We start from the raw sequence: 24,101 nt of genomic DNA, 5'->3' as shown, positions 1-24,101 counted from the left end.
TCGACTCAGTCGAATAATTCCCGGTGGCCGCCAGTTGGTCATCGGGGTTCCGTTCATCTGGCTGTTCATGTTCTTCATGTTGCCGTTCTTCATCGTTCTGAAGATCAGCTTCGCCGAAGCCGACGTGGCCATTCCGCCGTACACCGAGATCTACAGCTACCTCGACCAAAAAGTGCAGTTGCTGCTTAACCTGAGCAACTACGCGATGCTGGCCGGCGACGAGTTGTACATTGCCGCTTACCTCGGCTCGTTGAAGATGGCGCTGATCAGCACCGTCCTCTGTTTGCTGATCGGCTACCCGATGGCCTACGCCATTGCCAGTGCCCGCAAAGAGCTGCAAACGGTACTCGTGCTGCTGATCATGATGCCGACCTGGACCGCGATCCTGATCCGCGTTTATGCGTGGATGGGCATCCTCAGCAACAACGGTCTGCTCAATGGTTTCCTGATGAGCATGGGCTGGATCAACGAGCCGCTGCAGATCCTCAACACCAACCTCGCGGTGTACATCGGCGTTGTTTATTCGTACCTGCCGTTCATGATCCTGCCGCTCTACGCCAACCTGGTGAAGCACGACAACAGCCTGCTGGAGGCTGCATCGGACTTGGGTTCGAGCACCTTCAACAGCTTCTGGAAGATCACCATTCCGCTGTCCAAGAACGGCATCGTCGCGGGCTGCATGCTGGTGTTCATTCCAGTGGTGGGCGAGTTCGTGATCCCGGAACTGCTCGGCGGTCCGGAAACCCTGATGATCGGTAAAGTGCTCTGGCAAGAGTTCTTCAACAACCGTGACTGGCCGGTGGCGTCTGCCCTGGCGGTGGTGATGCTGGCGATCCTGATTGTGCCGATCATCCTGTTCAACCGCAGTCAGGCCAAAGAAATGGAGGGTAAAGAATGAAGCGCTTCCGTTTCTCAAGCTTGATGCTGGTGCTGGGTTTGCTGTTCATCTACGCGCCGATGCTGATCCTGGTGATCTACTCGTTCAACGCCTCCAAACTGGTGACGGTGTGGGGCGGCTGGTCGATCAAGTGGTACGTCGGCTTGATGGACAACACCCAACTGATGGGCTCGGTGGTGCGCTCGCTGGAAATCGCCTGCTACACGGCGGTGGCGGCGGTGGCGCTGGGTACATTGGCCGCGTTCGTCCTGACCCGTATCACCCGCTTCAAAGGTCGCACGCTGTTCGGCGGCCTGGTTACCGCGCCGCTGGTGATGCCTGAAGTGATCACCGGTCTGTCGCTGTTGCTGCTGTTCGTGGCGATGGCGCAGATGATCGGTTGGCCGCAGGAACGCGGCATCATCACCATCTGGATCGCTCACACCACGTTCTGTGCGGCGTATGTGGCGGTGGTGGTCTCGGCGCGCTTGCGTGAGCTGGACTTGTCCATCGAAGAAGCGGCCATGGACCTCGGTGCGCGGCCGTGGAAGGTGTTCTTCCTGATCACCATCCCGATGATCGCGCCATCGTTGGGGGCCGGCGGCATGATGTCGTTTGCCCTGTCGCTGGATGACCTGGTGTTGGCGAGCTTCGTGTCCGGTCCGGGTTCGACGACCCTGCCGATGGAAGTGTTCTCGGCGGTACGTCTGGGCGTGAAACCCGAGATCAACGCTGTGGCCAGTCTGATTCTGCTGGCGGTATCGCTGATGACCTTCCTGGTCTGGTTCTTCAGCCGTCGCGCCGAAGAAAGTCGCAAACGTGCGATTCAGCAGGCGATCGAAGAAGGCGCTGCCGACTCCTGGAAACAACCGGACGTGCGTCGCGCCCAGGCGCCAGAAGCGGCTTGAAGTAATGCCGGGTTGACCACAACAGTGTGGCCAACCCAGATCCAATGTGGGAGCGAGCTTGCTCGCGATGAGGGCGTAACATTCAACGAAAATGTTGAATGACAGTCCGCTATCGCGAGCAAGCTCGCTCCCACATTTTGCTTATGCCACCCAAGGTGATTTGCGGATGATCTCGACGAAGTTCATCGGCTTGAAACCCGGCTCGCTGTCGACCAGCACATCCGCGTTTACGGTGCCGAAAGTGGTGTCCGGCTTGTGTTTGAAGCCATTGGCGAACGCACACAGGATGCATTCCTTGAACCCTTCACCACGCGGGTGGGCATGCACCACTTCTTCGCGTTGCGCGCTGGGGAACGCTGCGTAATCAATGCCCAGCACATCCATTTCGACACCAGCGGTGACCAGCGCCACGTTAGGCCGCAGGTGTTGCGGCACGCCCGGTGTGGTGTGCAGCGCAATCGACAACCACACTTGCTCGATATCGTCGTCGGACAAGCCGTAGGGCTTGAGGAACGCTTTGGCAGCGTTGGCACTATCGACTTCGAAGCGCTCGTCGTCAGTGCGATGACCTTCCACCAGACCCAAGTCATGGAACATCGCGCCGACGTACAACAGTTCGGGGTTGTAGGCCAGTTGCTTGCGTTCACCGCTCAAGGCACCGAACAGAAACACCCGGCGCGAGTGGTGGTACAACAGGTCTGATTCGACGTCACGAATGTATTCTGTGGTGGCCTTGGCCAACGCGCTGTCGGGGATTTTGATACCGGCGATGGTGCTGCTCATGGTGCTGTCCTCGTGGGGAACGCCGTGGCGGCGCTGATGGGTTCAGTCTGTCCGCCCCTCCGAAACCGGACAATCGATCCATGGCTGCGATCCCGGCCAATGAGCATGCATATCGCGCCAACCTCGCTTGTTGGGCGCGGATTGGCTAGGGTTGAATCCAGGTTGCACGCATGCCCTGTAGCAGCTGCCGAGCCCGCGAGGCTGCGTTCGGCTGCGCAGCAGTCGTGAAATCAGGCACTGCGGTCTTTCAGGTGAATCGCGTGCGCAGGGTTTACGACTGCTTCGCAGCCGAACGCAGCCTCGCGGGCTCGGCAGCTGCTACAGATCGTGTGGTGGCCGACTTTCATTTCAATACCTGGAAGGCGAATCTTGCCATGAGTAGAACCGTTGCCATCGTGGTGTTCGCAGGCGTTCAGTCCCTGGACGTCACCGGTCCCATGGATGTGTTTTGCGAAGCCAATCGTTTCCTTGAGCCGGCAGATCACTATCGACTGGAGGTGATCGGCGTCGAGCGCGGGGTGATGGCGTGTTCCAACGGTTTGTCACTCAATGCCCATCGGCACTTCACCGAAGCGCTGGAGGCCTATGACTTGCTGCTGGTGGCCGGTGGGCCGCAGTTGCCGTTCATGGATTTCGGTGCGGCATTCGATGCCTGGCTGCGCGATGCCTGCGCGCAGGCGCAACGCTTTGGTTCGATCTGCAACGGCGCGTTCATGCTCGCCCGGGCCGGATTGCTGGAAGGGCGAACGGTGACCACCCACTGGGGCGACGCCACGGCATTGGCGCAGTTGTGCCCGTCGACTCAGGTCGAGGCGGATCGCCTTTACGTGGAGGACGGCGAGCTCTACACCTCGGCGGGTGTCACGGCGGGGATTGATCTGTCGCTGTACTTGCTGGCCAGGGATCACGGGCCGGAAGTCGCATTGAGCGTGGCAAAGCGGCTGGTGGTGTTCACTCAGCGCTCGGGCGGGCAGTCTCAATTCAGCCCATTCCTCACGCCACACGCCGAGCCCACTTCGGCCGTGGCGTTGGTGCAGCTCTACGTGTTGGCCAACCTGACGGGTGATCTGGCAATTGCCGACCTGGCCAACGCCGCCAACATGAGCGCACGCAACTTTTCCCGGGTGTTTGCCAAAGAGGCGAAAGTCACCCCGGCGGAATTCGTCGAGCGGGCCAGGGTGGATGCGGCGCGGGTGCTGCTTGAAAGCACCCACTCGCCGCTGAAGACCGTGGCCTATCAGTGCGGATTTCGCGATGCCCAGCACATGCGCAGTGTGTTCAACCGCAGGCTGGGGGTGACGCCGCAGCAGTTCAGGCTGAACTTTGCGGCGATGGTTTGAGCTGGGATTTTTGTCGTCTGTCAGGACCTCATCGCGAGCAAGCTCGCTCCCACATTGAACCGTGTCTGTCTGGACAACTCGGTCAACTGTGGGAGCGAGCTTGCTCGCGAAGACGGCCGCCTAGGCAACAAAAATCTATTGAACCGCACGCGCCGGCAACAGCTTCAACGTGCTGCGGGTGTTGGCCGTGACTTCTTCGTCGTTGAGATGCGCCTGGTAGTAGATCCCTTCGATATACGCCTCAGCCTGGTCGTCATAGTGGCTGTCGAACGGCACGCCGCTCTGGCCGACCGGGTTGACGGTCAGGCTGTGGGTCGGGTCGGCGAAGTCGATCAAGCGGCGGGTCGACGGACCATAAGTCACTGGCCAAGGCGCCGGACCGATTTTCGCAGAGAGGTTGTTCGGTACTTCGTGAGTACCGGGTGCCGCGAACGGGCCGACATTGAAGATACGGTCCAGCGGCTTTTGCTGCCCCAGCGGATGGCCATGCGTCAGCGTGTGCGCCTTGCCCCACTGCCATTGCGCGAAATCGGCGCCGAGGGTGGTTTTGAGATGAGCAATGCTCGCCTGCCAGGCCACCTTGACTGTATCGGCGCGGGTTTCCTTGCCGAGGGTGTTGCGGTTGTCCCACCACGGTGAATCGGCCGTCGCGGCCAGGCGAGGCAGTGCGGCATCAATCACCCGGGTCGACAGCAACGTCTCGAAGAAATCATTGCCCAGTTCATCGTGCATCGTCGCGTCAGCCAGGTTGAACAGGAACTGGTTGAACAGCGTGGCACTGGTGGAGTCGAGCGGGTAGTCGCCTTTCCATTGGGCCAGTTGCTCAACCAGTTTGAGTTCGGCGGGATCGCTCACCACCTCACGCAGTACCGGCAACAACGGCGCCAACAGGCGCGGGCCGTAAGCGGTGGTGGTGCCCAGTTGCAGCTTCTGGCTGGCGTCCAGATCCCACTTGATGGTTTTGTCGCTGAGCTGGCGATTGAGCTGCTGACCTCGATCGGCCAGGTTGTAGTAACCGGGAATCTCCATGCCGGTCGGCGACACGGGCTGGAAGTTGGCCGAGACGATGTAGCCGCGTGCCGGATTCTCTTCCTGTGGGTTGGCGCTGAACGGGTAGAAACCTTCCTTGTCCGCGTCGGCGGTGCTGCCGTCGAGAATGAACCCCGGACGCACACCCGCCGGACGTTTTGGCAGTTGTGCCGCTGCCCACCAGCCGATGTCGCCCTTGGCGTTGGCCCAGACGATGTTCAGGCCCGGCGCCTGAACCTTTGCGGAGGCACTGCGCGCCTTGGCCAGGGTGTCGGCGCGGTTGAGCTGGTAGAAGCCCTCAAGGATCGGATTCTGGCTTTCGAGAAAACCCCACCACATGGCGATTGGCGTTTTGCCGACGCCGTTGCCCAGCGCATCGTTGACGATCGGCCCGTGCGGCGACTGGCGCAGCACCAGTGTCACCGGTGCCTGGCCCTTGACCGCGATCTGCTGTTCGCTGGTCACCATGTCCACCCACTTGCCGCGATACCAGACCTGATTGGGATTGTCCGGATTGACCTTTTCGGCAATCAGATCGAGGTCGTCGTTCTGGAACATGGTGATGCTCCAGCCGAAGTCGCGGTTCATCCCGAGGGAGGCGAACGGCATCAATGCCTGATAGTGGCCGTAGAGCTCAAAACCCGGCGCCGAGAGCTGCGCTTCATACCACACCGACGGCGCGGAAAAACGGATATGCGGGTCACCGGCCAACAGCGGTTTACCACTTTTGGTCCGACTGCCGGAGACGGCCCAGGCGTTGCTGCCCTCGAACTGCGGTAAGCCGTTGTCGGCCAGTGCCTGTTCGCTGAGTCGGGCGAGGGCGTTGAGGTCTTTCCAGTCGGTACTGGCGAGGGGCGGCAAGGCACCGCTGCGGTTTTTCGCCAGCACGCCCTTGGGCTGCCAGTCGAGATCGAAGACGTTCAGGTAGTTGGCGCCCAACTGATCGCGCACGTAGGTCAGCAACGGTTCGGTGCGAAACGCTGCGGCAAAACTGTAGGCCATGTAACCGGTGATGCTGATGGTGTCCAGAGCGGTGAACGGGCGCTTGGGGATGCCCAGTACATCAAACTCCGCAGGTTTTGGATGACTGTCCTGATACTGGTTGATGCCATCCAGATAGGCTTGCATGGCGATAAAGGCCGGCGACTGTTTGTCCATGTTCGCCAGGTAGGTGTCGGCGCGTTCGCGAATGCGCAGGCTGCGCATCAGCTTGTCGGTGTCGAGCAGTTTCGGGCCCAGTACCTCGGCCAGCTCGCCGCGGGCGAGGCGACGCAGGACTTCCATCTGAAACAGCCGGTCCTGGGCGTGCACGTACCCGAGGGCGCGGTACAGGTCGGTTTCGTTCTCGGCGCGGATGTGCGGGATGCCGCGCTCGTCGTAGCGCACGGTGACCGAACCTTGCAGGTGTTGCAGCTCCACCATTCCCTGGCGTGACGGCTGCTTGCTGTAGACGTACCAACCTGCACCTGCGGCGAGCGCAACAATCAGCAGGGCGAGAACGGTCAGGCTACGTTTCATGGTGATTCCTTGTTGTTATCAGTGGCTGCAGTTCCCTGGCGCCACTGTTTAACACGGCTTGCCGACATGGCCATCGCACTTAGGAGGGATTCGCGTCTCCTGTCAGCCTTACTTCACTGCGTCGACAGGCCACGGGCAGTAACAACCCACGGCCAGTGTGTGCGTGGCATTCACCGCGCGGCCTTCGCTCAACGCTTGCAGAATCGGTTCAATAAAGCTGTTGTTCGAATTGCAGGTCAGGCCTTCGCTGTACGGGCCGAAATACGCCAGTTTGCCGCTGCGATCCCAGATCGCCACGGCCGGGCTGGCGGGGATCTGTTCGGAGCCTGGCAGGACGGCGATGCTTTTCAGGTTGCTTAAGGTGCTCGGTAACTGCCCGTGGCTGCCCGGCTTTTGTACCGCATAAAACTCCACGCCTTGCGGTGCATAGTGCTCTACCAGTTCGCTCAGGTGTTGTTGGTTACCGACGTTGCACGGGCAGGCCGGGTCCCAGAAGTGCACGAGGCGGATGGCTCCGGGGCCGGCGAGATTGTCGGGCAGGCGCAGCGGGTCGCCGGAGAACACCGCGGTGTGCTCGCTGAACGCTCGCAGGTAGCGCCCCTCAAACCAGTCGTAAGCAGCCCACAGCACGCCGGCACACACGAGGGCGAGCAGGCTGGCAAGCAGTGTGGCGCGGTAGGGCGAGCGCATGGATTTCAGTCCTCGAAGGTGCGCTAGCTTGCCATGCTTGCCCCAACAGATGAATATCGCAGGCCTATAAAGTCCGTTTCGCGTTCTGGAATTGCTCATGTCTGCCACTTTCGACTCCGATCATCTGCGTGCCAGCCTGCGGCCGCTGGCCGACTGGCAGCCGCTGTCGGTAGAAGCGCTGGCTTACCAGCGTTTCTACGGGCTGGATTTTGCGGGGCGTAACGTGCGCAGTGGCCTTGGGCGTTTCGCGGTCGATGGTTATGAAGTGGTCAGCCAGGTCTGGTGGCCCGAGCGGGCGAAGGCGACGCTGTTTTTGTTCCATGGTTTTTACGATCACACCGGGCTTTACCGGCATGTAATCGAGTGGGCGCTGGATCAGGATTTTGCGGTGATTGCCTGCGACCTGCCGGGACACGGGTTGTCCAGTGGCGAACGGGCCAGCATCAAGGATTTCACTGAGTATCAGGACACGCTGCAAGGGTTGTTCACCGAAGCACAATCCCTCGATCTACCGCAGCCGTGGCACCTGTGCGGGCAAAGCACTGGCGGCGCGATCGTGATCGATCATGTGCTCAATCAGGGCGCCAGCAGTCCGGCCCAGGGCCAGGTCATTCTGCTGTCGCCGTTGGTGAGGCCGCGGGCCTGGGGCTGGTCGCAACTCAGCTATTACCTGCTCAAGCCTTTCGTCAAAGCCATCGCCCGGCGCTTCAGCGAGAACTCCAACGACCCGGATTTTCTGCCCTTCCTGCAAGCCGATCCGTTGCAGCCGCTCCGTTTGCCGACCGCCTGGGTCGGTGCGCTGGCGCGCTGGATCAAACGCATTGAAGCCGCACCGTACAGCATGCGGCGACCGCTGATTGTGCAGGGGCAGGCGGACATGACCGTGGATTGGGAGCATAACCTTGAAGTATTACGGGGCAAGTTCGATCGGCCGCAGGTGTTGATGTTGCCTGAGGCGCGGCATCACCTGGCGAATGAGACGCTGGCGTTGCGACGGGAGTATTTCGGGTTTTTGACGAAGCGGATCAAGGGGCGGAATCTTTAGCGGCTGTCATGGCCCCATCGCGAGCAAGCTCGCTCCCACAGTAGTTCGCGCTGGTTTGAACGACTCGGTCACCTGTGGGAGCGAGCTTGCTCGCGATGGCGATCTATCAGGCACCGAAGATTATTGGGTGAGGCTCGGCGTATCCTGCCCCACCGCCAGCCCCGCGCGAATCGCCGCCAACGCTGCCTGGTAATAAGCCTTGCCCTCGGTGGACTCGGCGAAGGTCGCAAACTCTTCCAGTTCTTCATCCGACAGGTCGCGATAGACATACAACAGCGTGTTGTTCAGGTCGCTGCCGATCTGGTCCATCAAGCGCTGACGCTGACCGTTCAACATGCCTTGAGCCTGACCACCGCCGAGCAAGCCGGGGATCATCGAACTGAGGCTGTCAGCCGCGACACCGGCAATCGCCAGGCTGACTTCAGCACCAGCCTCGCGAGCGGGCAGGGCCTGGGCCAGATGGCCGATGATCAGCATGCGGCTGTCGCTGGCCTGGATCTTGGGTAAACCCTTGGCGTTTTTTGCCAGCTGATCGCGACGGGTCGCGAGCAATTCGGCGGCCACGATTTTCTTGCCCAAGGGTGACTGAAAGAACGTCAGCGCGGGTTTCGGGTCGGCGAGGGTCTTGCGTAATTGCGCTTCGGCGCGCTGGTCGACGGCCTGGGGGGCAAAGCGCTGATTGCTGTTATTCACCAGCGCCTGGAACACTGCCGGCGGCAGGCTGTTCTGGTACCGCTGCTGAGCGGCCGAAAGAGCGTCGTTGAAATGCGCGCGTTGTTCTGGCCAACCGGCGACCTTGTACAACTGGTCGTGGCCGTCTGCCCACGCGGGCAATACACAGAACATCAACAGTGAAAAAAGCAAACGGCGCATAGGGACTCCTGTCAGCAGGCGACTATTCTCCGTGTGGCATTCGTCCTTGTCGAGAATTCGTATCAACCCGCTGCGCGGCTCTGTCGGATTTTCAGGCACAGGAATACTATGCGCGGCATGCGAATACCCTCTGATCACCCGCTGCTGTTACGTATCGTCGATGACCTGGCCGAACACGGCTGGTCGCAGCAGAATATTTTCCTTCCTCTGGGTCTGACCCGGGAACTGGCGGCTGAGTGCCGCAAACGTGCTGCCGAGGGCGAATTGGCCCCGGCTGCCGTGGGACGCGGGTCGACATCCGAGATTCGCGAGGGGATTCGCGGCGACCATATCCAGTGGATCGAGCCCGGCCAGGCGTTGGCGTGCGACAGCTATCTGGATTTGATGGACAGCTTGCGCGAGGCGATGAATCGCGGTTTGTTTCTGGGCCTGGAAGATTTCGAAAGCCATTTCGCGCTGTACCCGCCCGGCGCGTTCTACCTCAAGCATGTCGACCGTTTTCGCGACGACGACCGGCGCATGGTGTCGGCGGTGGTCTATCTCAATGACGCCTGGCTGCCAGAGCACGGCGGCCAGTTGCGCATGTACCTGGATGAAAGCGTCGAACATGAAGTGGTGCCCACCGGCGGATGCCTGGTGGTGTTCCTGTCGGGTGAAGTACCCCACGAAGTCCTGCCCGCGACCCGGGATCGCCTGTCGTTGACCGGCTGGTTCCGGCGGCGTGGCAACGAGCCGTTCTGACCATGCAGAAAATTCTGGTAAGCCGCTGTCTGCTGGGCCACCGCGTACGTTATGACGGCGGGGCCAGTGGGCCGTTCGATCAGCTTCAGCAGTGGCTTGATGAAGGTCGGGTGGTGCCGTTGTGTCCAGAAGTTGCCGGTGGCTTGCCGACGCCACGGGCAGCGGCAGAGATTCCGGGCGGGCAGGGTGGTGAAGTGCTTGATGGCCACACCTCAGTGATCACCACCGAGGGCGAGGACGTCAGCGCCGAGTTTCTCTCGGGGGCTTATCAGGCGTTGGAACTGGTGCAAAAGCACGGCATCCGCATTGCCGTGCTCAAGGCCAACAGCCCGTCTTGCGGGAATCTGTTGACGTATGACGGGACGTTCAGTGGTGTGAAGGTGAGTGGCGAGGGAGTGACGGCGGCGTTGCTCAGGCGCCATGGCGTTCAGGTTTTCAGTGAGCTGGAGTTGCCGCAAGTCACGGTGGCTTTGAATTCTCTGGACTGATTCAAGAGCGACCCCTCACCCCAGCCCTCTCCCCAGAGGGGAGAGGGGGAAAGGGAGCCGATCTTCATGCTTTTCAAAACCTGAGTTCGACTCGGTTTCTCAGGTCGATGTAGCTCTAAGAACACCTCGGTCAGTCCCCTCGCCCCCTGGGGAGAGGGTTAGGGTGAGGGGCTGGATCTAAAGAACGACAAAATTCTTAAGGCTTGGGCGCCACACTCGTATCCGCCCCCAACCACTTCTGTTCCAGTGCCTCCAATCGCCCATCCGCCTTGATCCGCTGCAATGCATTCTCCAGGCTGGCATGAAACGCCGGGTTACCCTTCTGAAACGGAATCGCCAGGCTAACCGGCGAGCTGTCTTTTGGCTTCTCTTCAGTCAACGACTGCACCAGCAGAATCGAACGAGGCTCTTCCTTCTGCGCGATCAATTGCGCGTTGGTGTGAATGTAAGGTTCGCTGAAGTCGAAACGATCCTTGAGGTCCGGGGTCACTGCTATGTGGTTGATGGCGATGTCGTATTTACCGCTTTCGACACCGTTCAACAGGTCGTCGGAATCGGTAACGACGAAGTCGGCCCGCACATCCAGCTCGTTGGCCAGCAGTTGACCCAACTCGACTTCGAAGCCCGAAAGTTGGCCATCGTCCTTGAAATTGAAGGGCGGTGTATTAGCCTCAAGGGCAATACGCAATTCGCCACGGTCGTTTACATCGTCAATCATTTCGGCATGAGCCAAAGGGCTCAGAAGGGGTAGCAGGCAGATCAGGCCAGGCAGAAAACGCATGGTCACTCCTTTGAATTCATTATCGCGATGCTCTGGTTCAGGCTCGCTTTGCTATGGTTGTCGTGTGCCTTCGACAACGAATGGCCGTGAAGTTGTCATGGCCACACGGATTTTACGGAAAAACTGGAGAAGAGAATGAAAACCTTTATGTCACGAGCAGCATTGGCTGGCCTGTTGATGGGGGCTTCGATGCTGGCAACGGCTGCTACCCCGGCTCCCAAAGGTGCAGAAGTGTCCATCGTTTCTCCTGCGGATGGAGCCACGGTTCCGCAAACCGTCGTCGTCAAGTTCGCTGTCGAGAACATTGCGCTGGCGCCAGCGGGCGATGTCACCAAGAACACCGGCCATCACCACTTGCTGATCGATGTCGATCAACTGCCGGCCGCCGGTGCGCCGATCCCCAACGATGCCAATCACCTGCATTTCGGCAAGGCGCAGACCCAGGCTGAAGTAAAGCTGACGCCGGGTAAACACACCTTGCAGCTGGAACTGGGCGATAGCGGCCACATGCCGTTCGATCCGCCGATCGTGTCGGAGAAAATCACCGTCAACGTTAAGTAACCTGCTCGGAATAAAGAACCGCGCCCATGAAAAAGGAGCCCCCAAGGGCTCCTTTTTTGTCACTCAAGTTGCTATCAGAACAACACGCGGCAACGAATGGTGCCGTTGATGTGCTGCAGCTTCTCTTGGGCAATTTCCGAGTAATCGGCGTCGACGTCGATCACGACGTAGCCGACTTTCTCGTTGGTCTGCAGGAACTGACCGGAAATGTTGATACCGTTTTCGGCGAAGACCTTGTTGATCTCGCTCATCACACCCGGAATGTTCTCGTGGATGTGCAGCAGACGGTGCTTGCCAGGGTGAGCCGGCAGGGCCACTTCCGGGAAGTTCACCGACGATACCGAGGTACCGTTGTCGCTGTACTTGACCAGTTTTTCAGCCACTTCCAGACCGATGTTGGCTTGCGCTTCAGCGGTGGAGCCGCCGATGTGCGGGGTCAGGATCACGTTGTCCAGGCCACGCAGCGGGCTTTCGAACTCTTCTTCGTTGGAGCGAGGCTCTACCGGGAATACGTCGATGGCCGCGCCGATCAGGTGCTTGTCCTTGATCGCGTCCGCCAGCGCTTGCAGTTCAACTACAGTGCCGCGAGCCGCGTTGATCAGGATGCCGCCCTTCTTGATCGCACGGATTTCTTTCTCGCCGATCATCCACTGGGTCGCAGCGGTTTCCGGAACGTGCAGGGTGACGATGTCGGACATGCCCAGCAGCTCGGTCAGGTTACCGACCTGAGTCGCGTTGCCCAATGGCAGCTTGGTCACGGTGTCGTAGAAGTACACCTGCATGCCCAGGCCTTCAGCCAGGACCGACAGTTGAGTGCCGATCGAGCCGTAACCGACGATGCCGAGCTTCTTGCCACGGATTTCGAAGGAGTTGGCCGCGCTCTTGATCCAGCCGCCACGGTGGCAGGAAGCGTTCTTCTCAGGGATGCCGCGCAGCAACAGGATCGCTTCGGCCAGCACCAGCTCGGCAACGGAGCGAGTGTTGGAGTACGGAGCGTTGAACACTGCGATGCCGCGTTCGCGGGCAGCATTAAGGTCAACCTGGTTGGTGCCGATGCAGAAACAGCCGACAGCGACCAGTTTCTTCGCGTGATCGAAGATCTCTTCGGTCAGTTGAGTGCGCGAGCGAATGCCGATGAAGTGCGCATCAGCGATCTTTTCCTTCAGCTGGGCTTCCGGCAGAGAACCTGTGAGGTACTCGATGCTGGTGTAGCCCGCCGACTTGAGGACGTCGACAGCCGATTGGTGGACGCCTTCGAGAAGAAGGAACTTGATCTTGCTCTTATCGAGAGAAGTCTTGCTCATCTGCGTAAACCTGTATCCCGGAGAAAAATGGCAGGAAATGGTCAACAGATGCTGACCCGGACGGCAAGAAGGCCGTCGCCACAGAATAGCCGTTGGGCACTATCCTGCGGGGTCGGTATGCTAGCATATGCACCCCGCTAAACACTCATTCCTGCGACGTGAAGCGTTCTCAGGATGACCATGAATTGTTCGAGAGTTCTGTCGATGACCAATCCTGCCCTGATTGAAGAGCTGAAGACCCTGGTTGAGCCTGGCAAGGTGCTGACCGATGCCGACTCCCTGAATGCTTACGGTAAGGATTGGACCAAGCATTTCGCCCCGGCCCCGACCGCCATCGTGTTCCCCAAGACCACCGAGCAAGTCCAGGCCATTGTCCGTTGGGCCAATGAGCACAACATTGCGCTGGTACCGTCCGGCGGTCGCACCGGGCTGTCCGCCGCTGCCGTGGCTGCCAATGGCGAAGTCGTTGTGTCCTTCGACTACATGAACCAGATCCTTGACGTGAACATGACCGACCGCACCGCGGTCTGCCAGCCGGGCGTGGTCACCGAACACTTGCAGAACGTCGCCGAAGAAAAAGGCCTGTACTACCCGGTGGACTTTGCTTCGGCAGGTTCCAGCCAAATTGGCGGCAATATCGGCACCAATGCCGGCGGGATCAAGGTGATTCGCTACGGCATGACCCGTAATTGGGTGGCCGGCATGAAAGTCGTCACCGGCAAGGGCGATTTGCTGGAATTGAACAAAGACCTGATCAAGAACGCCACCGGTTACGACCTGCGTCAGCTGTTTATTGGCGCTGAAGGCACCCTTGGCTTCGTGGTCGAAGCGACCATGCGTCTGGACCGTGCCCCGAAAAACCTCACCGCGATGGTCCTCGGCACTACCGATTTCGACTCGATCATGCCGGTACTGCACGCGTTCCAGAGCAAACTCGACCTGACCGCCTTCGAATTTTTCTCCGATAAAGCCTTGGCCAAGGTCATGGGCCGGGGCGACGTACCCGCGCCATTCGAAACAGATTGCCCGTTCTACGCGCTGCTGGAATTCGAAGCGACCACCGAAGAAGTGGCCAACCACGCCCTGGAAACCTTCGAGCACTGCGTCGAGCAGGGCTGGGTGCTGGACGGCGTGATGAGTCAGAGCGAAACCCAGCTGCAGAACCTCTGGAAGCTGCGCGAATACATCTCCGAGACCATTTCCCACTGGACGCCGTACAAGAACGACATTTCGGTCACTGTGTCGAAAGTCCCGGCGTTCCTGAAGGAAATCGACGCGATCGTCGGCGAACACTACCCGGATTTCGAAATCGTCTGGTTCGGCCACATCGGCGACGGCAACCTGCACTTGAACATCCTCAAGCCAGAAAACCTGAGCAAGGATGAGTTCTTCGCCAAGTGCGCGACCGTCAACAAGTGGGTGTTCGAAACCGTTGAGAAGTACAACGGCTCGATTTCCGCCGAACATGGCGTGGGCATGACCAAGCGTGACTACTTGACCTACAGCCGCTCGCCGGTTGAGATCGAGTACATGAAAGCGGTCAAAGCGGTGTTCGATCCGAACGGCATCATGAACCCGGGCAAAATTTTCGCTGTTTGACTTTTGAATTTAAGCGCTACGGAACAGGAGTCGGTCAATGAGCTATCAGCACCAGTATGTCGACGGTACGCGTATTCACTTCCCGTTGGGGAAAGTGGTGTGCATCGGCCGTAACTACGCCGAACACGCCAAGGAACTGGACAACCCGGTGCCTACAGAACCGCTGCTGTTCATTAAGCCGGGCAGTTGCGTAGTGCCGCTGGAAGGTGGTTTCAGCATTCCGACCGAACGTGGCTCGGTGCATTACGAAGCGGAAATCGCGGTGTTGATCGGCAAGCCTTTGTCGACCAAGCCGAGCCGTGAAGAAGTGCTCGATGCTATCTCCGGTTTCGCTCCGGCCCTGGACCTGACCCTGCGCGACAAGCAGGCCGAGCTGAAAGCCAAGGGCCTGCCGTGGGAAATCGCCAAGTCCTTCGACGGTGCGGCGGTGATTGCGCCATTCGTGTCCGGCAGCACGTTCGCTGACCTGACCGACATCGGCATCCGCCTGACCATCAACGGCGAAGTGCGCCAGGATGGCAACAGCAGCGCGATGCTCAACCCGATCGTGCCGATGATCCAGCACATGGCCGGCTGCTTCTCGCTGCAGGCCGGTGACGTGATCCTGACGGGGACGCCGGTTGGCGTTGGCCCGCTGAATGTCGGTGACGAACTGGTGATTGAATTGCCAGGCGCCAGCAGCTTCACCAGCAGCGTCCGCTAGTCGCAACACCGCAAAAAAACTGTGGGAGCGAGCCTGCTCGCGATAGCGGTCTGTCATTCAACATCATTGTTGGATGTACTGGCCTCATCGCGAGCAGGCTCGCTCCCACATTGGTTTTTGTGCTCGGCCGCAGAAGGGCTTTCCCGCCATTTCCCGTTTTTTTCACATCTTGTCCGGATAATTCCGGGACTTGCGGCGTCTTAGCCGGTCCCAATTGTGCTATTACCCTTAGCCTGAATTTCTGGAACGCATCCCTCGATGGTCACCCAACCACTGCCCAAGCTTAAAACTGCCCGCCGCTCGCGCTTTGTCATGCGTTGGTATTCCTGGCTTTTGCTGGTGGCAGCCATCGCGTACGGCGTTGCGTTTGCCATGCATTGGGATGACCGTGGCGTGCTCTGGTTGCGCGAGCGTTTCGAAAGCCCCGCCGAACGTCAGGCCAGTGTCTGGCTACCGGATTACCGGGCAGTGATCGACGCCAAGCTGCTGCCGGGCATGGAAAAGGACGAAGCGTCGGACCTGGCTTACGATCCTCAGTCAAAAACCCTGTTCTCGGTGATGGGCAAGAACCCGTTCCTCGTCGAGCTGACCCTGCAGGGCGACGTGCTGCGCAAGATGCCGCTGGTGGGCTGGAGCAACCCGGAAGGGGTGACCGTGATGGGCAATGGTCTACTGGCCATTGTCGATGAGCGCGAACACATGCTCTCCATCGTCAAGGTCGATGCCGATACCCGCGAGCTGAACATCGCCGACTTCCCGAAATACGACCTCGGCCCTTCGAAAGATCAGAACAAGGCCTTCGAAGCCATCGTCTGGGATTCGCGCAATCAGCAAATCCTGCTGGGTGAAGAGCGTCCGCCAGCACTGTTTAGCTGGAAAAGCGATGGCAGCCAGATCCTGAAGGGCGACAAGCAAAAACTCACCAGTGATGAACTGGACATACGCAACCTCTCGGCGCTGGCCATCGACCCGCGCACTGGCCATACCCTGGTGCTGTCTGCCGATTCCCACTTGCTGCTGGAGCTGGACGAGAAGGGCGAGCAGGTCAGCTTCATGACCTTGCTGGGCGGCTTCAATGGTTTGAAGAAGACCATTCCTCGCGCCGAAGGCGTGACGATGGACGAGGCGGGTACGCTGTACATGGTGAGCGAGCCGAACCTGTTTTATCGCTTCGAAAAACAGAAATAAGGCCTGAATGCGTCGACTTGCCCGTCCCAAACCCCTGATTCTGATCCTGTCGGTCATAGCGTTGATCGCGCTGGTTGCGGCTGGCCAGTACCTGCGCCTGTTCGAGCGCGCCTGGTTCAATCTGTACACGCTTTGGCAGCCAACAAACGGTCAGTCCATCGCTCTGGATCAGTACCAGGTAGCGGTCGAGGCGCGAGTCATTGTTGGGCTGGACGACGATGTCTCGGCGCTGACCTTCGATCCGGTGCGCAAAAGCCTGTTCACCGTCACCAACAAAAACTCGGAGCTGATCGAACTGTCGCTGGACGGCCAGATTGTTCGACGCATTGCGCTGGTCGGGTTTGGCTATCCGGAAGCCGTGGAATTCATCAGCGCCGACACTTACGTGATCGCTGACGAGCGTCAGCAACGGCTGATCAAGATTCATCTGGAGAACGACACAACGTTCCTCGACGCAGCGGATGCCGAGCAGATGACCCTTGGCGTGCACATGAGCGGCAACAAGGGCTTCGAAGGCCTGGCTTACGACTCGGTGGGCAAGCGGTTGTTTGTCGCCAAGGAACGCGACCCGATGCTGATCTACGAAGTGCACGGCTTTCCGCATTACAACCCGGAAAAATCCTACGCGGTGCACGTAGTGAACAACCCCAAGCGCGATGCCGGGATGTTCGTGCGAGACCTGTCCAGCCTGCAATACGACGAGCGCAGCGGCCATCTGTTGGCGTTGTCGGATGAGTCGCGGCTGATTCTGGAACTCGATGTGGACGGGCGACCGCTGAGCACCCTGTCACTGAACAAGGGGCGTCAGGGGTTGCAGAAGACGGTGCCACAAGCGGAAGGGATCGCCATGGATGACGACGGTACGATGTACCTGGTGAGCGAGCCGAACCTGTTCTACGTCTTCAAAAAACCAGCACAACCCTAACAGGCACCACAAAACAACTGTGGGAGCGAGCCTGCTCGCGATATCGGTTTGTCATTCAACATCTCTGTCGACTGACATGGCCTCATCGTCGGAACGCCGCCCGGAGCAAGCTCGCTCCCACAGGGGAATCAATTCCAATCACAAATCCGTGTTGGGCTTACTGGGCGCGCAGGGTTTTCACGCCTTCGCTGGTGCCCAGCAGCAGCAAATCCGCCGGACGTGCCGCGAACAAACCGTTGGTGACCACGCCGACGATGGCGTTGATTTGCGTCTCCAGCTCCACCGGGTTGGTGATCTGCATGTTGAACACGTCGAGGATGATGTTGCCGTTATCGGTCAGCACGCCTTCACGGTAAACCGGGTCGCCGCCAAGCTTCACCAGTTCGCGGGCCACGTGGCTGCGGGCCATCGGGATCACTTCCACCGGCAGCGGGAACGCGCCGAGTACCGGTACCAGTTTGCTGGCGTCGGCGATGCAGATGAAGGTCTTGGCCACGGCCGCCACAATCTTCTCGCGGGTCAGGGCTGCGCCGCCGCCCTTGATCAGGTTCAGGTGCTCGTCGCTTTCATCGGCGCCGTCGACGTAGAACTCCAGGTCGCTGACAGTGTTCAGCTCATACACCGGAATGCCGTGGCCCTTGAGGCGGGCAGCGGTGGCTTCGGAACTGGCGACCGCGCCGTCGAACGCGCCTTTGTGCTTGGCCAGTGCATCGATGAAGCAGTTGGCGGTGGAGCCGGTGCCGACCCCGACGATGCTCTTGTCGTCGAGTTTCGGAAGGATGAAGTCGACGGCGGCCTGAGCCACTGCCTGTTTGAGTTGATCCTGGGTCATGCGGGCTCCGAAGCGGGCAAGGGGAGAACGGAAAGGTCGGCATTATAGCCCCATGCCGGGCTAAAACCTCTTGATTCGTGTGGTCGCTTAGGCAAAAGCCGGGTTAGACTCCTTGGCCCTGCCCAACCCGCTCAGTGATGCTTTCCGATGCTCGAACAGTACGTCAAAAAGATCCTCACCTCGCGCGTTTATGACGTTGCCGTAGAAACCCCATTGCAGACTGCCCGCCAGCTCTCCGAGCGGCTGGGCAACAATATTTGGCTCAAGCGCGAAGACTTGCAGCCGGTGTTCTCGTTCAAGATTCGCGGTGCCTACAACAAGCTCACGCAGCTTTCCGATGAAGAGCGCGCTCGCGGTGTCGTCACTGCGTCGGCGGGCAACCACGCGCAAGGCCTGGCCCTGGCGGCGAAGGTGTTGGGCGTGAAAGCGACCATCGTGATGCCCAAGACCACCCCGGAAATCAAAGTCGAAGGCGTGCGTTCCCGTGGCGGCAAAGTGGTGCTGCACGGGGATTCGTTCCCGGAAGCCCTGGCTTACTCGCTGAAACTGGTCGACGAAAAAGGCTACGTCTACATCCACCCTTACGACGATCCCCACACCATTGCCGGGCAGGGCACGGTGGCGATGGAGATTCTGCGCCAGCACCCTGGCCGTCTGGACGCGATCTTCGTCCCGGTGGGCGGTGGCGGATTGATCGCCGGGATCGCGGCGTACGTGAAGTACTTGCGACCTGAAATCAAAATCATCGGCGTCGAGCCGGACGATTCCAATTGCCTGCAAGCCGCCATGGCCGCTGGCGAGCGTGTGATCCTGCCGACCGTGGGCCTCTTCGCCGATGGCGTCGCAGTAGCGCAGATTGGTCAGCACACCTTCGATATCTGCAAAGACTATGTCGATGAAGTGATCACCGTCAGCACCGATGAAATCTGCGCGGCGATCAAGGACATCTACGACGATACCCGCTCGATCACTGAGCCTGCCGGCGCCTTGGGCGTGGCCGGGATCAAGAAATACGTCGAGCAACGTGGTGTCACCGGTCACACCTTTGTAGCCATCGACTCCGGCGCCAACGTCAACTTCGACCGCCTACGCCACGTCGCCGAGCGCGCCGAACTGGGCGAGGGCCGTGAAGCCATCATTGCCGTGACCATCCCCGAGAAACCGGGCAGCTTCAAGGCGTTCTGTGAAGCCATCGGCAAGCGCCAGATCACCGAATTCAACTACCGCTACAACACTGGCAGCGAGGCGCACATCTTTGTTGGCGTGCAGACGCACCCGGAAAACGATCCGCGCAGTGCGCTGCTGGCCAGTCTGACGGGACAAGGTTTCCCGGTGCTCGACCTGACCGACAATGAGTTGGCCAAGTTGCACATCCGCCACATGGTCGGCGGCCGTGCGGCTCATGTGGTTGATGAAGTGATTCTGCGCTTCGAATTCCCGGAGCGTCCGGGTGCGCTGTTCAACTTCCTCAACAAGCTCGGCGGGCGCTGGAACATCTCGATGTTCCACTACCGCAACCATGGCGCAGCGGATGGTCGTGTGGTCGCGGGGCTGCAAGTGCCTCACGATGAACGTCATCTGGTGCCCGCAGCGCTGGAAGAAATCGGCTACCCGTATTGGGACGAAAGCGACAACCCGGCCTATCAGCTGTTTCTCGGCTGAGCGGCTACGCTGATGGCCAGGCCATAAGGAAATCGAACAATGGAAACGTTAACCGCCCTGAAAGTCGCTCATATGGTGGCGACGGTGTTGCTGCTGGTCAGCGCACTGGGACTGGCGATCTGGGTCTGGCGTACACGCAGTAACGGTGATGCAACGGCTCACGCGCGCACATTACAACGCCCGCGGGTGTTTATCTGGCTGGTGATGGGACTGGCGCTGCTGAGCATGCCGTTTACCGGCTGGTGGATGGTGCATCTGGTGGGCTGGCCGCTGGGGCAGACCTGGTTGCTGGCTTCCAGTGTGCTTTACACCATCGCGGCGTTGGGCTGGTTCTGGTTGCTGGTGCGGCTGAATCGGCTGCGTAAGGCTCCGGCAGCGGGTAATGGGAAATTCACCTTTGCCTTGGCGTTGTTCAGTTTTGTCTGCTTTATCGCTATTGCCGGGTTGATGGGTGCCAAGCCTGTTTAAGACTTGAAACCGAGTTGACCCAATCGCGAGCAAGCTCGCTCCCACAGGGATTTTCGGTGAACACAGATTTTGTGAACACCAGAGAAACCTGTGGGAGCGAGCTTGCTCGCGATGGCGATGTCAGTCGCGCAGAGTAATCACCGGCCAGCCACGCTTCTCGGCTTCAGCGCGTAGATTCGGGTCCGGATCGACAGCGATCGGATGCGTCACTCGCTCCAGCAGCGGAAAATCATTCATCGAGTCGCTGTAGAAATAGCTGCCCTCCAACGAATACCCGGTTTCTTCCAGCCAACGATTCAACCGCGTCACCTTGCCTTCACGGAAGCACGGGACGTCGGTGCTGCGCCCGGTGTAGCGGCCATCAACCATTTCACATTCCGTGGCGATCAGGGTTTCGACGCCCAGGCGCTGGGCAATCGGCCCGGTAACAAAACGGTTGGTGGCGGTGATGATCACCAGTTTGTCACCCGCCTCGCGGTGCTTGGCCAGCAGTTCGAGACCCTTGGGCAACACGATCGGCTCAATGCAATCGCGCATGTAATCCTGGTGCCATTGATCCAACGTGGCCATCTCGGTGCGGCCGAGGACTTCCAGGCAGAAGTTCAGGTAAGCATCGTTATCCAGCTTGCCGGCCAGGTAATCCTGATAGAACTCGTCGTTGCGTGCCTTGTAGGCGACGGCGTCGAGGAAGCCGCGTTCGCACAGGTAATCACCCCAGGCGTGGTCACTGTCACCGCCCAAGAGCGTGTTGTCCAAGTCGAATAAAGCCAGCCGCATTGCAGTTACTCGCTGAAAAGTCTGTAGAAAGGCGTCCAGAATACGGACTTTTCACAAGAGTGCACATAAGGTAGACCGGCTCGTTGCTGCTATCACAACCTTTGTGGAACAATGCGGCGACATGCGTTTGCGAGGTTGTTGCCGTGATCGACCCCGATGGTTTCCGCCCCAATGTCGGGATCATTCTCACGAATGATGCCGGACAGGTGCTATGGGCTCGCCGTATCAATCAAGATGCCTGGCAGTTTCCACAGGGAGGGATCAACCCCCAGGAGACGCCGGAAGACGCCTTGTACCGCGAGTTGAACGAAGAAGTGGGGCTTGAGCGCGAAGATGTTGAAATTCTCGCCTGCACCCGGGGCTGGTTGCGCTATCGTTTGCCGCAACGTCTGGTCAGGACGCACAGCCAACCGCTGTGCATCGGCCAGAAACAGAAATGGTTTCTCCTGCGCCTGGTCTCCAACGAGCAGCGGGTGCGGATGGATTTGACCGGTAAACCGGAATTCGATGGCTGGCGCTGGGTCAGTTATTGGTATCCGTTGGGCCAGGTGGTGACATTCAAGCGCGAAGTGTATCGACGCGCTCTCAAAGAGCTTGCCCCGCGCCTTTTATCGCGCGACTGACGACGGAGTTCGACCCCGAGCCATGCTCAATACGCTGCGCAAGATCGTCCAGGAAGTTAACTCCGCCAAGGATCTCAAGGCGGCGTTGGGGATTATTGTGTTGCGCGTCAAAGAGGCCATGGGCAGCCAGGTCTGCTCGGTCTACTTGCTTGACCCAGAGACCAACCGCTTCGTGCTGATGGCCACCGAGGGCTTGAACAAGCGCTCGATCGGCAAAGTCAGCATGGCACCCAACGAAGGTCTGGTCGGCCTGGTCGGCACGCGTGAAGAACCCCTGAACCTCGAAAACGCCGCGGATCACCCGCGCTACCGCTACTTCGCCGAGACCGGTGAAGAGCGCTACGCCTCATTCCTCGGGGCGCCGATCATTCACCACCGTCGCGTCGTCGGCGTGTTGGTCATTCAGCAAAAGGAACGTCGCCAGTTCGATGAAGGTGAAGAAGCCTTCCTCGTGACCATGAGCGCACAGCTCGCCGGCGTTATCGCCCACGCCGAAGCCACCGGTTCGATCCGGGGCCTGGGCCGTCAGGGCAAGGGCATTCAGGAAGCCAAGTTCATCGGCGTACCGGGTTCGCCGGGTGCGGCGGTCGGTACTGCGGTGGTCATGTTGCCGCCGGCCGATCTGGATGTGGTGCCCGACAAAACCATCACCGACATCACCGCCGAACTTGGGTTGTTCAAGACCGCCATCGAAGGCGTGCGCGCCGACATGCGCGCCTTGTCGGCCAAGCTGGCGAACCAGTTGCGCCCGGAAGAGCGCGCGCTGTTCGATGTCTACTTGATGATGCTCGACGATGCCTCGCTGGGCAGCGAAATCACCACCGTGATCAAGACCGGTCAGTGGGCCCAGGGCGCGTTGCGTCAGGTGGTCACCGAACACGTCAACCGTTTCGAATTGATGGACGACGCCTATCTGCGTGAGCGCGCTTCCGACGTCAAAGACCTTGGCCGGCGCTTGCTGGCTTATCTGCAGGAAGAGCGTCAGCAGACCCTGGTCTACCCCGACAACACCATCCTGATCAGCGAAGAACTGACGCCGGCGATGCTCGGCGAGGTGCCGGAAGGCAAGCTGGTCGGTCTGGTCTCGGTACTCGGTTCCGGCAACTCCCACGTGGCGATCCTGGCGCGAGCCATGGGTATCCCGACGGTGATGGGCCTGGTCGACCTGCCGTATTCCAAGGTCGACGGCATCCAGATGATCGTCGACGGCTACCACGGCGAGGTCTACACCAACCCGAGCGAAGTGCTGCGCAAGCAGTTCGCCGAAGTGGTCGAGGAAGAGAAGCAACTGGCCCTCGGGCTGGATGCACTGCGGGACTTGCCGTGCGTGACCCTCGATGGTCACCGCATGCCGCTGTGGGTCAACACCGGCTTGCTGGCGGACGTGGCGCGGGCGCAGAAGCGTGGCGCTGAGGGTGTCGGTCTGTACCGCACCGAAGTGCCGTTCATGATCAACCAGCGCTTCCCGAGTGAAAAAGAGCAGTTGGCGATTTATCGCGAGCAGCTCGCCGCGTTCCACCCGCAACCGGTGACCATGCGTAGCCTGGACATCGGCGGTGACAAGTCGCTGTCGTACTTCCCGATCAAGGAAGACAACCCGTTCCTCGGCTGGCGCGGTATTCGCGTCACGCTCGACCACCCGGAAATCTTCCTGGTGCAGACCCGCGCCATGCTCAAGGCCAGCGAAGGCTTGAACAACCTGCGGATTCTGCTGCCGATGATCTCCGGCACCCACGAGCTGGAAGAAGCCCTGCACTTGATTCACCGGGCCTGGGGCGAAGTCCGCGACGAAGGCTGCGACGTGCCTATGCCGCCGATCGGCGTGATGATCGAAATTCCGGCGGCGGTTTATCAGACCAAGGAACTGGCGCGGCAAGTGGACTTCCTGTCGGTCGGTTCCAACGACCTGACCCAGTACCTGCTGGCTGTAGATCGAAACAACCCGCGAGTAGCCGACCTCTACGACTACCTGCACCCAGCGGTGCTGCAAGCCCTTCAGAGCGTGGTGCGTGATGCTCATGCCGAAGGCAAGCCAGTGAGTATCTGCGGTGAAATGGCCGGTGACCCGGCGGCGGCGGTGCTGTTGATGGCGATGGGCTTCGACAGCCTGTCGATGAACGCCACCAACTTGCCGAAAGTGAAGTGGATGTTGCGTCAGATCAACCTGAGCAAGGCCAAGGAATTGCTCGCCGAACTGATGACCATCGACAACCCGCAAGTTATCCACAGCTCGCTGCAACTGGCGCTGAAGAACCTTGGGTTGGCGCGGATGATTAATCCGGCTTCGGCTAAAACTCTCTAAAATGCTGATGGCCTCATCGCGAGCAAGCTCGCTCCCACACTGGATTTGTGATCGACGCAAATCCCCTGTGGGAGCGAGCTTGCT

Annotated in this window: 23 protein-coding genes; 15 read left to right on the top strand and 8 right to left on the bottom strand. The window is 59.7% G+C overall.

What is annotated here, in order from left to right; translation table 11 throughout:
* The first annotated feature begins 16 nt into the window (after window positions 1-16).
* Together AC3IUE_RS30955 and AC3IUE_RS30950 are read left to right on the top strand one after the other, a co-directional pair.
* Window positions 17-898, top strand: coding sequence for an ABC transporter permease subunit (locus AC3IUE_RS30955; protein ID WP_185752679.1), 882 nt, complete (start codon window positions 17-19; stop codon window positions 896-898).
* Window positions 895-1,785, top strand: a complete 891-nt coding sequence (locus AC3IUE_RS30950) for an ABC transporter permease subunit (protein ID WP_046045158.1) — start codon at window positions 895-897, stop codon at window positions 1,783-1,785. Before AC3IUE_RS30955 ends, AC3IUE_RS30950 begins: the two co-directional genes overlap by 4 nt.
* Window positions 1,786-1,926: 141 nt before the next feature.
* Here AC3IUE_RS30950 and AC3IUE_RS30945 read toward each other — a convergent pair whose 3' ends face one another.
* Window positions 1,927-2,568, bottom strand: a complete 642-nt coding sequence (locus AC3IUE_RS30945) for an HD domain-containing protein (protein WP_046045159.1) — start codon at window positions 2,566-2,568, stop codon at window positions 1,927-1,929.
* A gap of 374 nt (window positions 2,569-2,942) precedes the next feature.
* On the opposite strand from AC3IUE_RS30945, the gene AC3IUE_RS30940 reads away from it, so the two are divergent.
* The gene (locus AC3IUE_RS30940) at window positions 2,943-3,908 is read left to right on the top strand and encodes a GlxA family transcriptional regulator (protein WP_489264586.1); all 966 of its coding nucleotides are present in this window, start codon (window positions 2,943-2,945) and stop codon (window positions 3,906-3,908) included.
* Between the two features lie 135 nt (window positions 3,909-4,043).
* On the opposite strand, the gene AC3IUE_RS30935 is transcribed toward AC3IUE_RS30940, so the two are convergent.
* Together AC3IUE_RS30935 and AC3IUE_RS30930 are read right to left on the bottom strand one after the other, a co-directional pair.
* Window positions 4,044-6,455, bottom strand: a complete 2,412-nt coding sequence (locus AC3IUE_RS30935; protein ID WP_489264585.1) for a penicillin acylase family protein — start codon at window positions 6,453-6,455, stop codon at window positions 4,044-4,046.
* Window positions 6,456-6,563: 108 nt separating this feature from the next.
* Window positions 6,564-7,145 (bottom strand): DUF6436 domain-containing protein, encoded by a 582-nt coding sequence (locus AC3IUE_RS30930; RefSeq protein WP_489264584.1) that lies wholly within the window; start codon window positions 7,143-7,145, stop codon window positions 6,564-6,566.
* A 97-nt stretch (window positions 7,146-7,242) separates the two neighbouring features.
* Here AC3IUE_RS30930 and bipL point away from each other — a divergent pair, with 97 nt between their 5' ends.
* Window positions 7,243-8,190, top strand: coding sequence for a phospholipase BipL (bipL, locus tag AC3IUE_RS30925; RefSeq protein WP_489264583.1), 948 nt, complete (start codon window positions 7,243-7,245; stop codon window positions 8,188-8,190).
* 120 nt (window positions 8,191-8,310) lie between these two features.
* On the opposite strand, the gene AC3IUE_RS30920 is transcribed toward bipL, so the two are convergent.
* Complete coding sequence (locus tag AC3IUE_RS30920; protein ID WP_095127028.1) at window positions 8,311-9,063, bottom strand: DUF2059 domain-containing protein; 753 nt, start codon at window positions 9,061-9,063, stop codon at window positions 8,311-8,313.
* Between the two features lie 108 nt (window positions 9,064-9,171).
* Here AC3IUE_RS30920 and AC3IUE_RS30915 point away from each other — a divergent pair, with 108 nt between their 5' ends.
* Window positions 9,172-9,804, top strand: a complete 633-nt coding sequence (locus tag AC3IUE_RS30915; protein ID WP_462000150.1) for a 2OG-Fe(II) oxygenase — start codon at window positions 9,172-9,174, stop codon at window positions 9,802-9,804.
* A gap of 2 nt (window positions 9,805-9,806) precedes the next feature.
* Window positions 9,807-10,292 (top strand): 2-thiouracil desulfurase family protein, encoded by a 486-nt coding sequence (locus AC3IUE_RS30910; RefSeq protein WP_489264582.1) that lies wholly within the window; start codon window positions 9,807-9,809, stop codon window positions 10,290-10,292.
* 196 nt (window positions 10,293-10,488) lie between these two features.
* On the opposite strand, the gene AC3IUE_RS30905 is transcribed toward AC3IUE_RS30910, so the two are convergent.
* Window positions 10,489-11,073 carry a transporter substrate-binding domain-containing protein gene (locus AC3IUE_RS30905; RefSeq protein WP_489264581.1) on the bottom strand — a complete coding sequence of 195 codons (585 nt, stop codon included), beginning with the start codon at window positions 11,071-11,073 and terminating at the stop codon, window positions 10,489-10,491.
* A gap of 135 nt (window positions 11,074-11,208) precedes the next feature.
* On the opposite strand from AC3IUE_RS30905, the gene AC3IUE_RS30900 reads away from it, so the two are divergent.
* Window positions 11,209-11,634, top strand: coding sequence for a DUF4399 domain-containing protein (locus AC3IUE_RS30900; protein ID WP_056738851.1), 426 nt, complete (start codon window positions 11,209-11,211; stop codon window positions 11,632-11,634).
* Between the two features lie 74 nt (window positions 11,635-11,708).
* Here the strand turns inward: AC3IUE_RS30900 and serA are convergent, their stop codons facing one another.
* The gene (gene serA / locus AC3IUE_RS30895; RefSeq protein ID WP_056738853.1) at window positions 11,709-12,938 is read right to left on the bottom strand and encodes a phosphoglycerate dehydrogenase; all 1,230 of its coding nucleotides are present in this window, start codon (window positions 12,936-12,938) and stop codon (window positions 11,709-11,711) included.
* A 204-nt stretch (window positions 12,939-13,142) separates the two neighbouring features.
* Between serA and AC3IUE_RS30890 the strand changes: the two genes are divergently transcribed.
* From AC3IUE_RS30890 to AC3IUE_RS30875, 4 genes are all read left to right on the top strand, one after another.
* A complete protein-coding gene (locus AC3IUE_RS30890) occupies window positions 13,143-14,537 on the top strand; it encodes an FAD-binding oxidoreductase (protein ID WP_150659043.1) in 1,395 nt (464 codons plus the stop codon).
* A 37-nt stretch (window positions 14,538-14,574) separates the two neighbouring features.
* A complete protein-coding gene (locus AC3IUE_RS30885; RefSeq protein WP_046053735.1) occupies window positions 14,575-15,240 on the top strand; it encodes a fumarylacetoacetate hydrolase family protein in 666 nt (221 codons plus the stop codon).
* Window positions 15,241-15,498: 258 nt separating this feature from the next.
* The gene (locus tag AC3IUE_RS30880; protein ID WP_489264580.1) at window positions 15,499-16,428 is read left to right on the top strand and encodes an SdiA-regulated domain-containing protein; all 930 of its coding nucleotides are present in this window, start codon (window positions 15,499-15,501) and stop codon (window positions 16,426-16,428) included.
* Between the two features lie 7 nt (window positions 16,429-16,435).
* Complete coding sequence (locus AC3IUE_RS30875) at window positions 16,436-17,353, top strand: SdiA-regulated domain-containing protein (RefSeq protein WP_489264579.1); 918 nt, start codon at window positions 16,436-16,438, stop codon at window positions 17,351-17,353.
* A 157-nt stretch (window positions 17,354-17,510) separates the two neighbouring features.
* Here AC3IUE_RS30875 and rpiA read toward each other — a convergent pair whose 3' ends face one another.
* Window positions 17,511-18,185: a ribose-5-phosphate isomerase RpiA gene (gene rpiA, locus AC3IUE_RS30870; protein ID WP_111448403.1), complete on the bottom strand. Its 675-nt coding sequence runs from the start codon at window positions 18,183-18,185 to the stop codon at window positions 17,511-17,513.
* 147 nt (window positions 18,186-18,332) lie between these two features.
* Here rpiA and ilvA point away from each other — a divergent pair, with 147 nt between their 5' ends.
* Window positions 18,333-19,847, top strand: coding sequence for a threonine ammonia-lyase, biosynthetic (gene ilvA, locus AC3IUE_RS30865; protein ID WP_056738863.1), 1,515 nt, complete (start codon window positions 18,333-18,335; stop codon window positions 19,845-19,847).
* Between the two features lie 39 nt (window positions 19,848-19,886).
* The gene (locus tag AC3IUE_RS30860; protein ID WP_489264578.1) at window positions 19,887-20,315 is read left to right on the top strand and encodes a DUF2269 domain-containing protein; all 429 of its coding nucleotides are present in this window, start codon (window positions 19,887-19,889) and stop codon (window positions 20,313-20,315) included.
* Between the two features lie 120 nt (window positions 20,316-20,435).
* Here the strand turns inward: AC3IUE_RS30860 and AC3IUE_RS30855 are convergent, their stop codons facing one another.
* Window positions 20,436-21,092, bottom strand: coding sequence for a histidinol-phosphatase (locus AC3IUE_RS30855; protein ID WP_489264577.1), 657 nt, complete (start codon window positions 21,090-21,092; stop codon window positions 20,436-20,438).
* Window positions 21,093-21,235: 143 nt separating this feature from the next.
* On the opposite strand from AC3IUE_RS30855, the gene AC3IUE_RS30850 reads away from it, so the two are divergent.
* Window positions 21,236-21,715, top strand: a complete 480-nt coding sequence (locus AC3IUE_RS30850; protein WP_008150514.1) for an RNA pyrophosphohydrolase — start codon at window positions 21,236-21,238, stop codon at window positions 21,713-21,715.
* A 22-nt stretch (window positions 21,716-21,737) separates the two neighbouring features.
* The gene (gene ptsP / locus AC3IUE_RS30845; protein ID WP_056738869.1) at window positions 21,738-24,017 is read left to right on the top strand and encodes a phosphoenolpyruvate--protein phosphotransferase; all 2,280 of its coding nucleotides are present in this window, start codon (window positions 21,738-21,740) and stop codon (window positions 24,015-24,017) included.
* Window positions 24,018-24,101: the final 84 nt, after the last annotated feature.

This window comes from Pseudomonas sp. GL_093 (assembly GCF_057837605.1).
The sequence above is the reverse complement of the archived record's forward strand: the minus strand, read 5'-3'. Positions and strand labels throughout refer to the sequence as shown.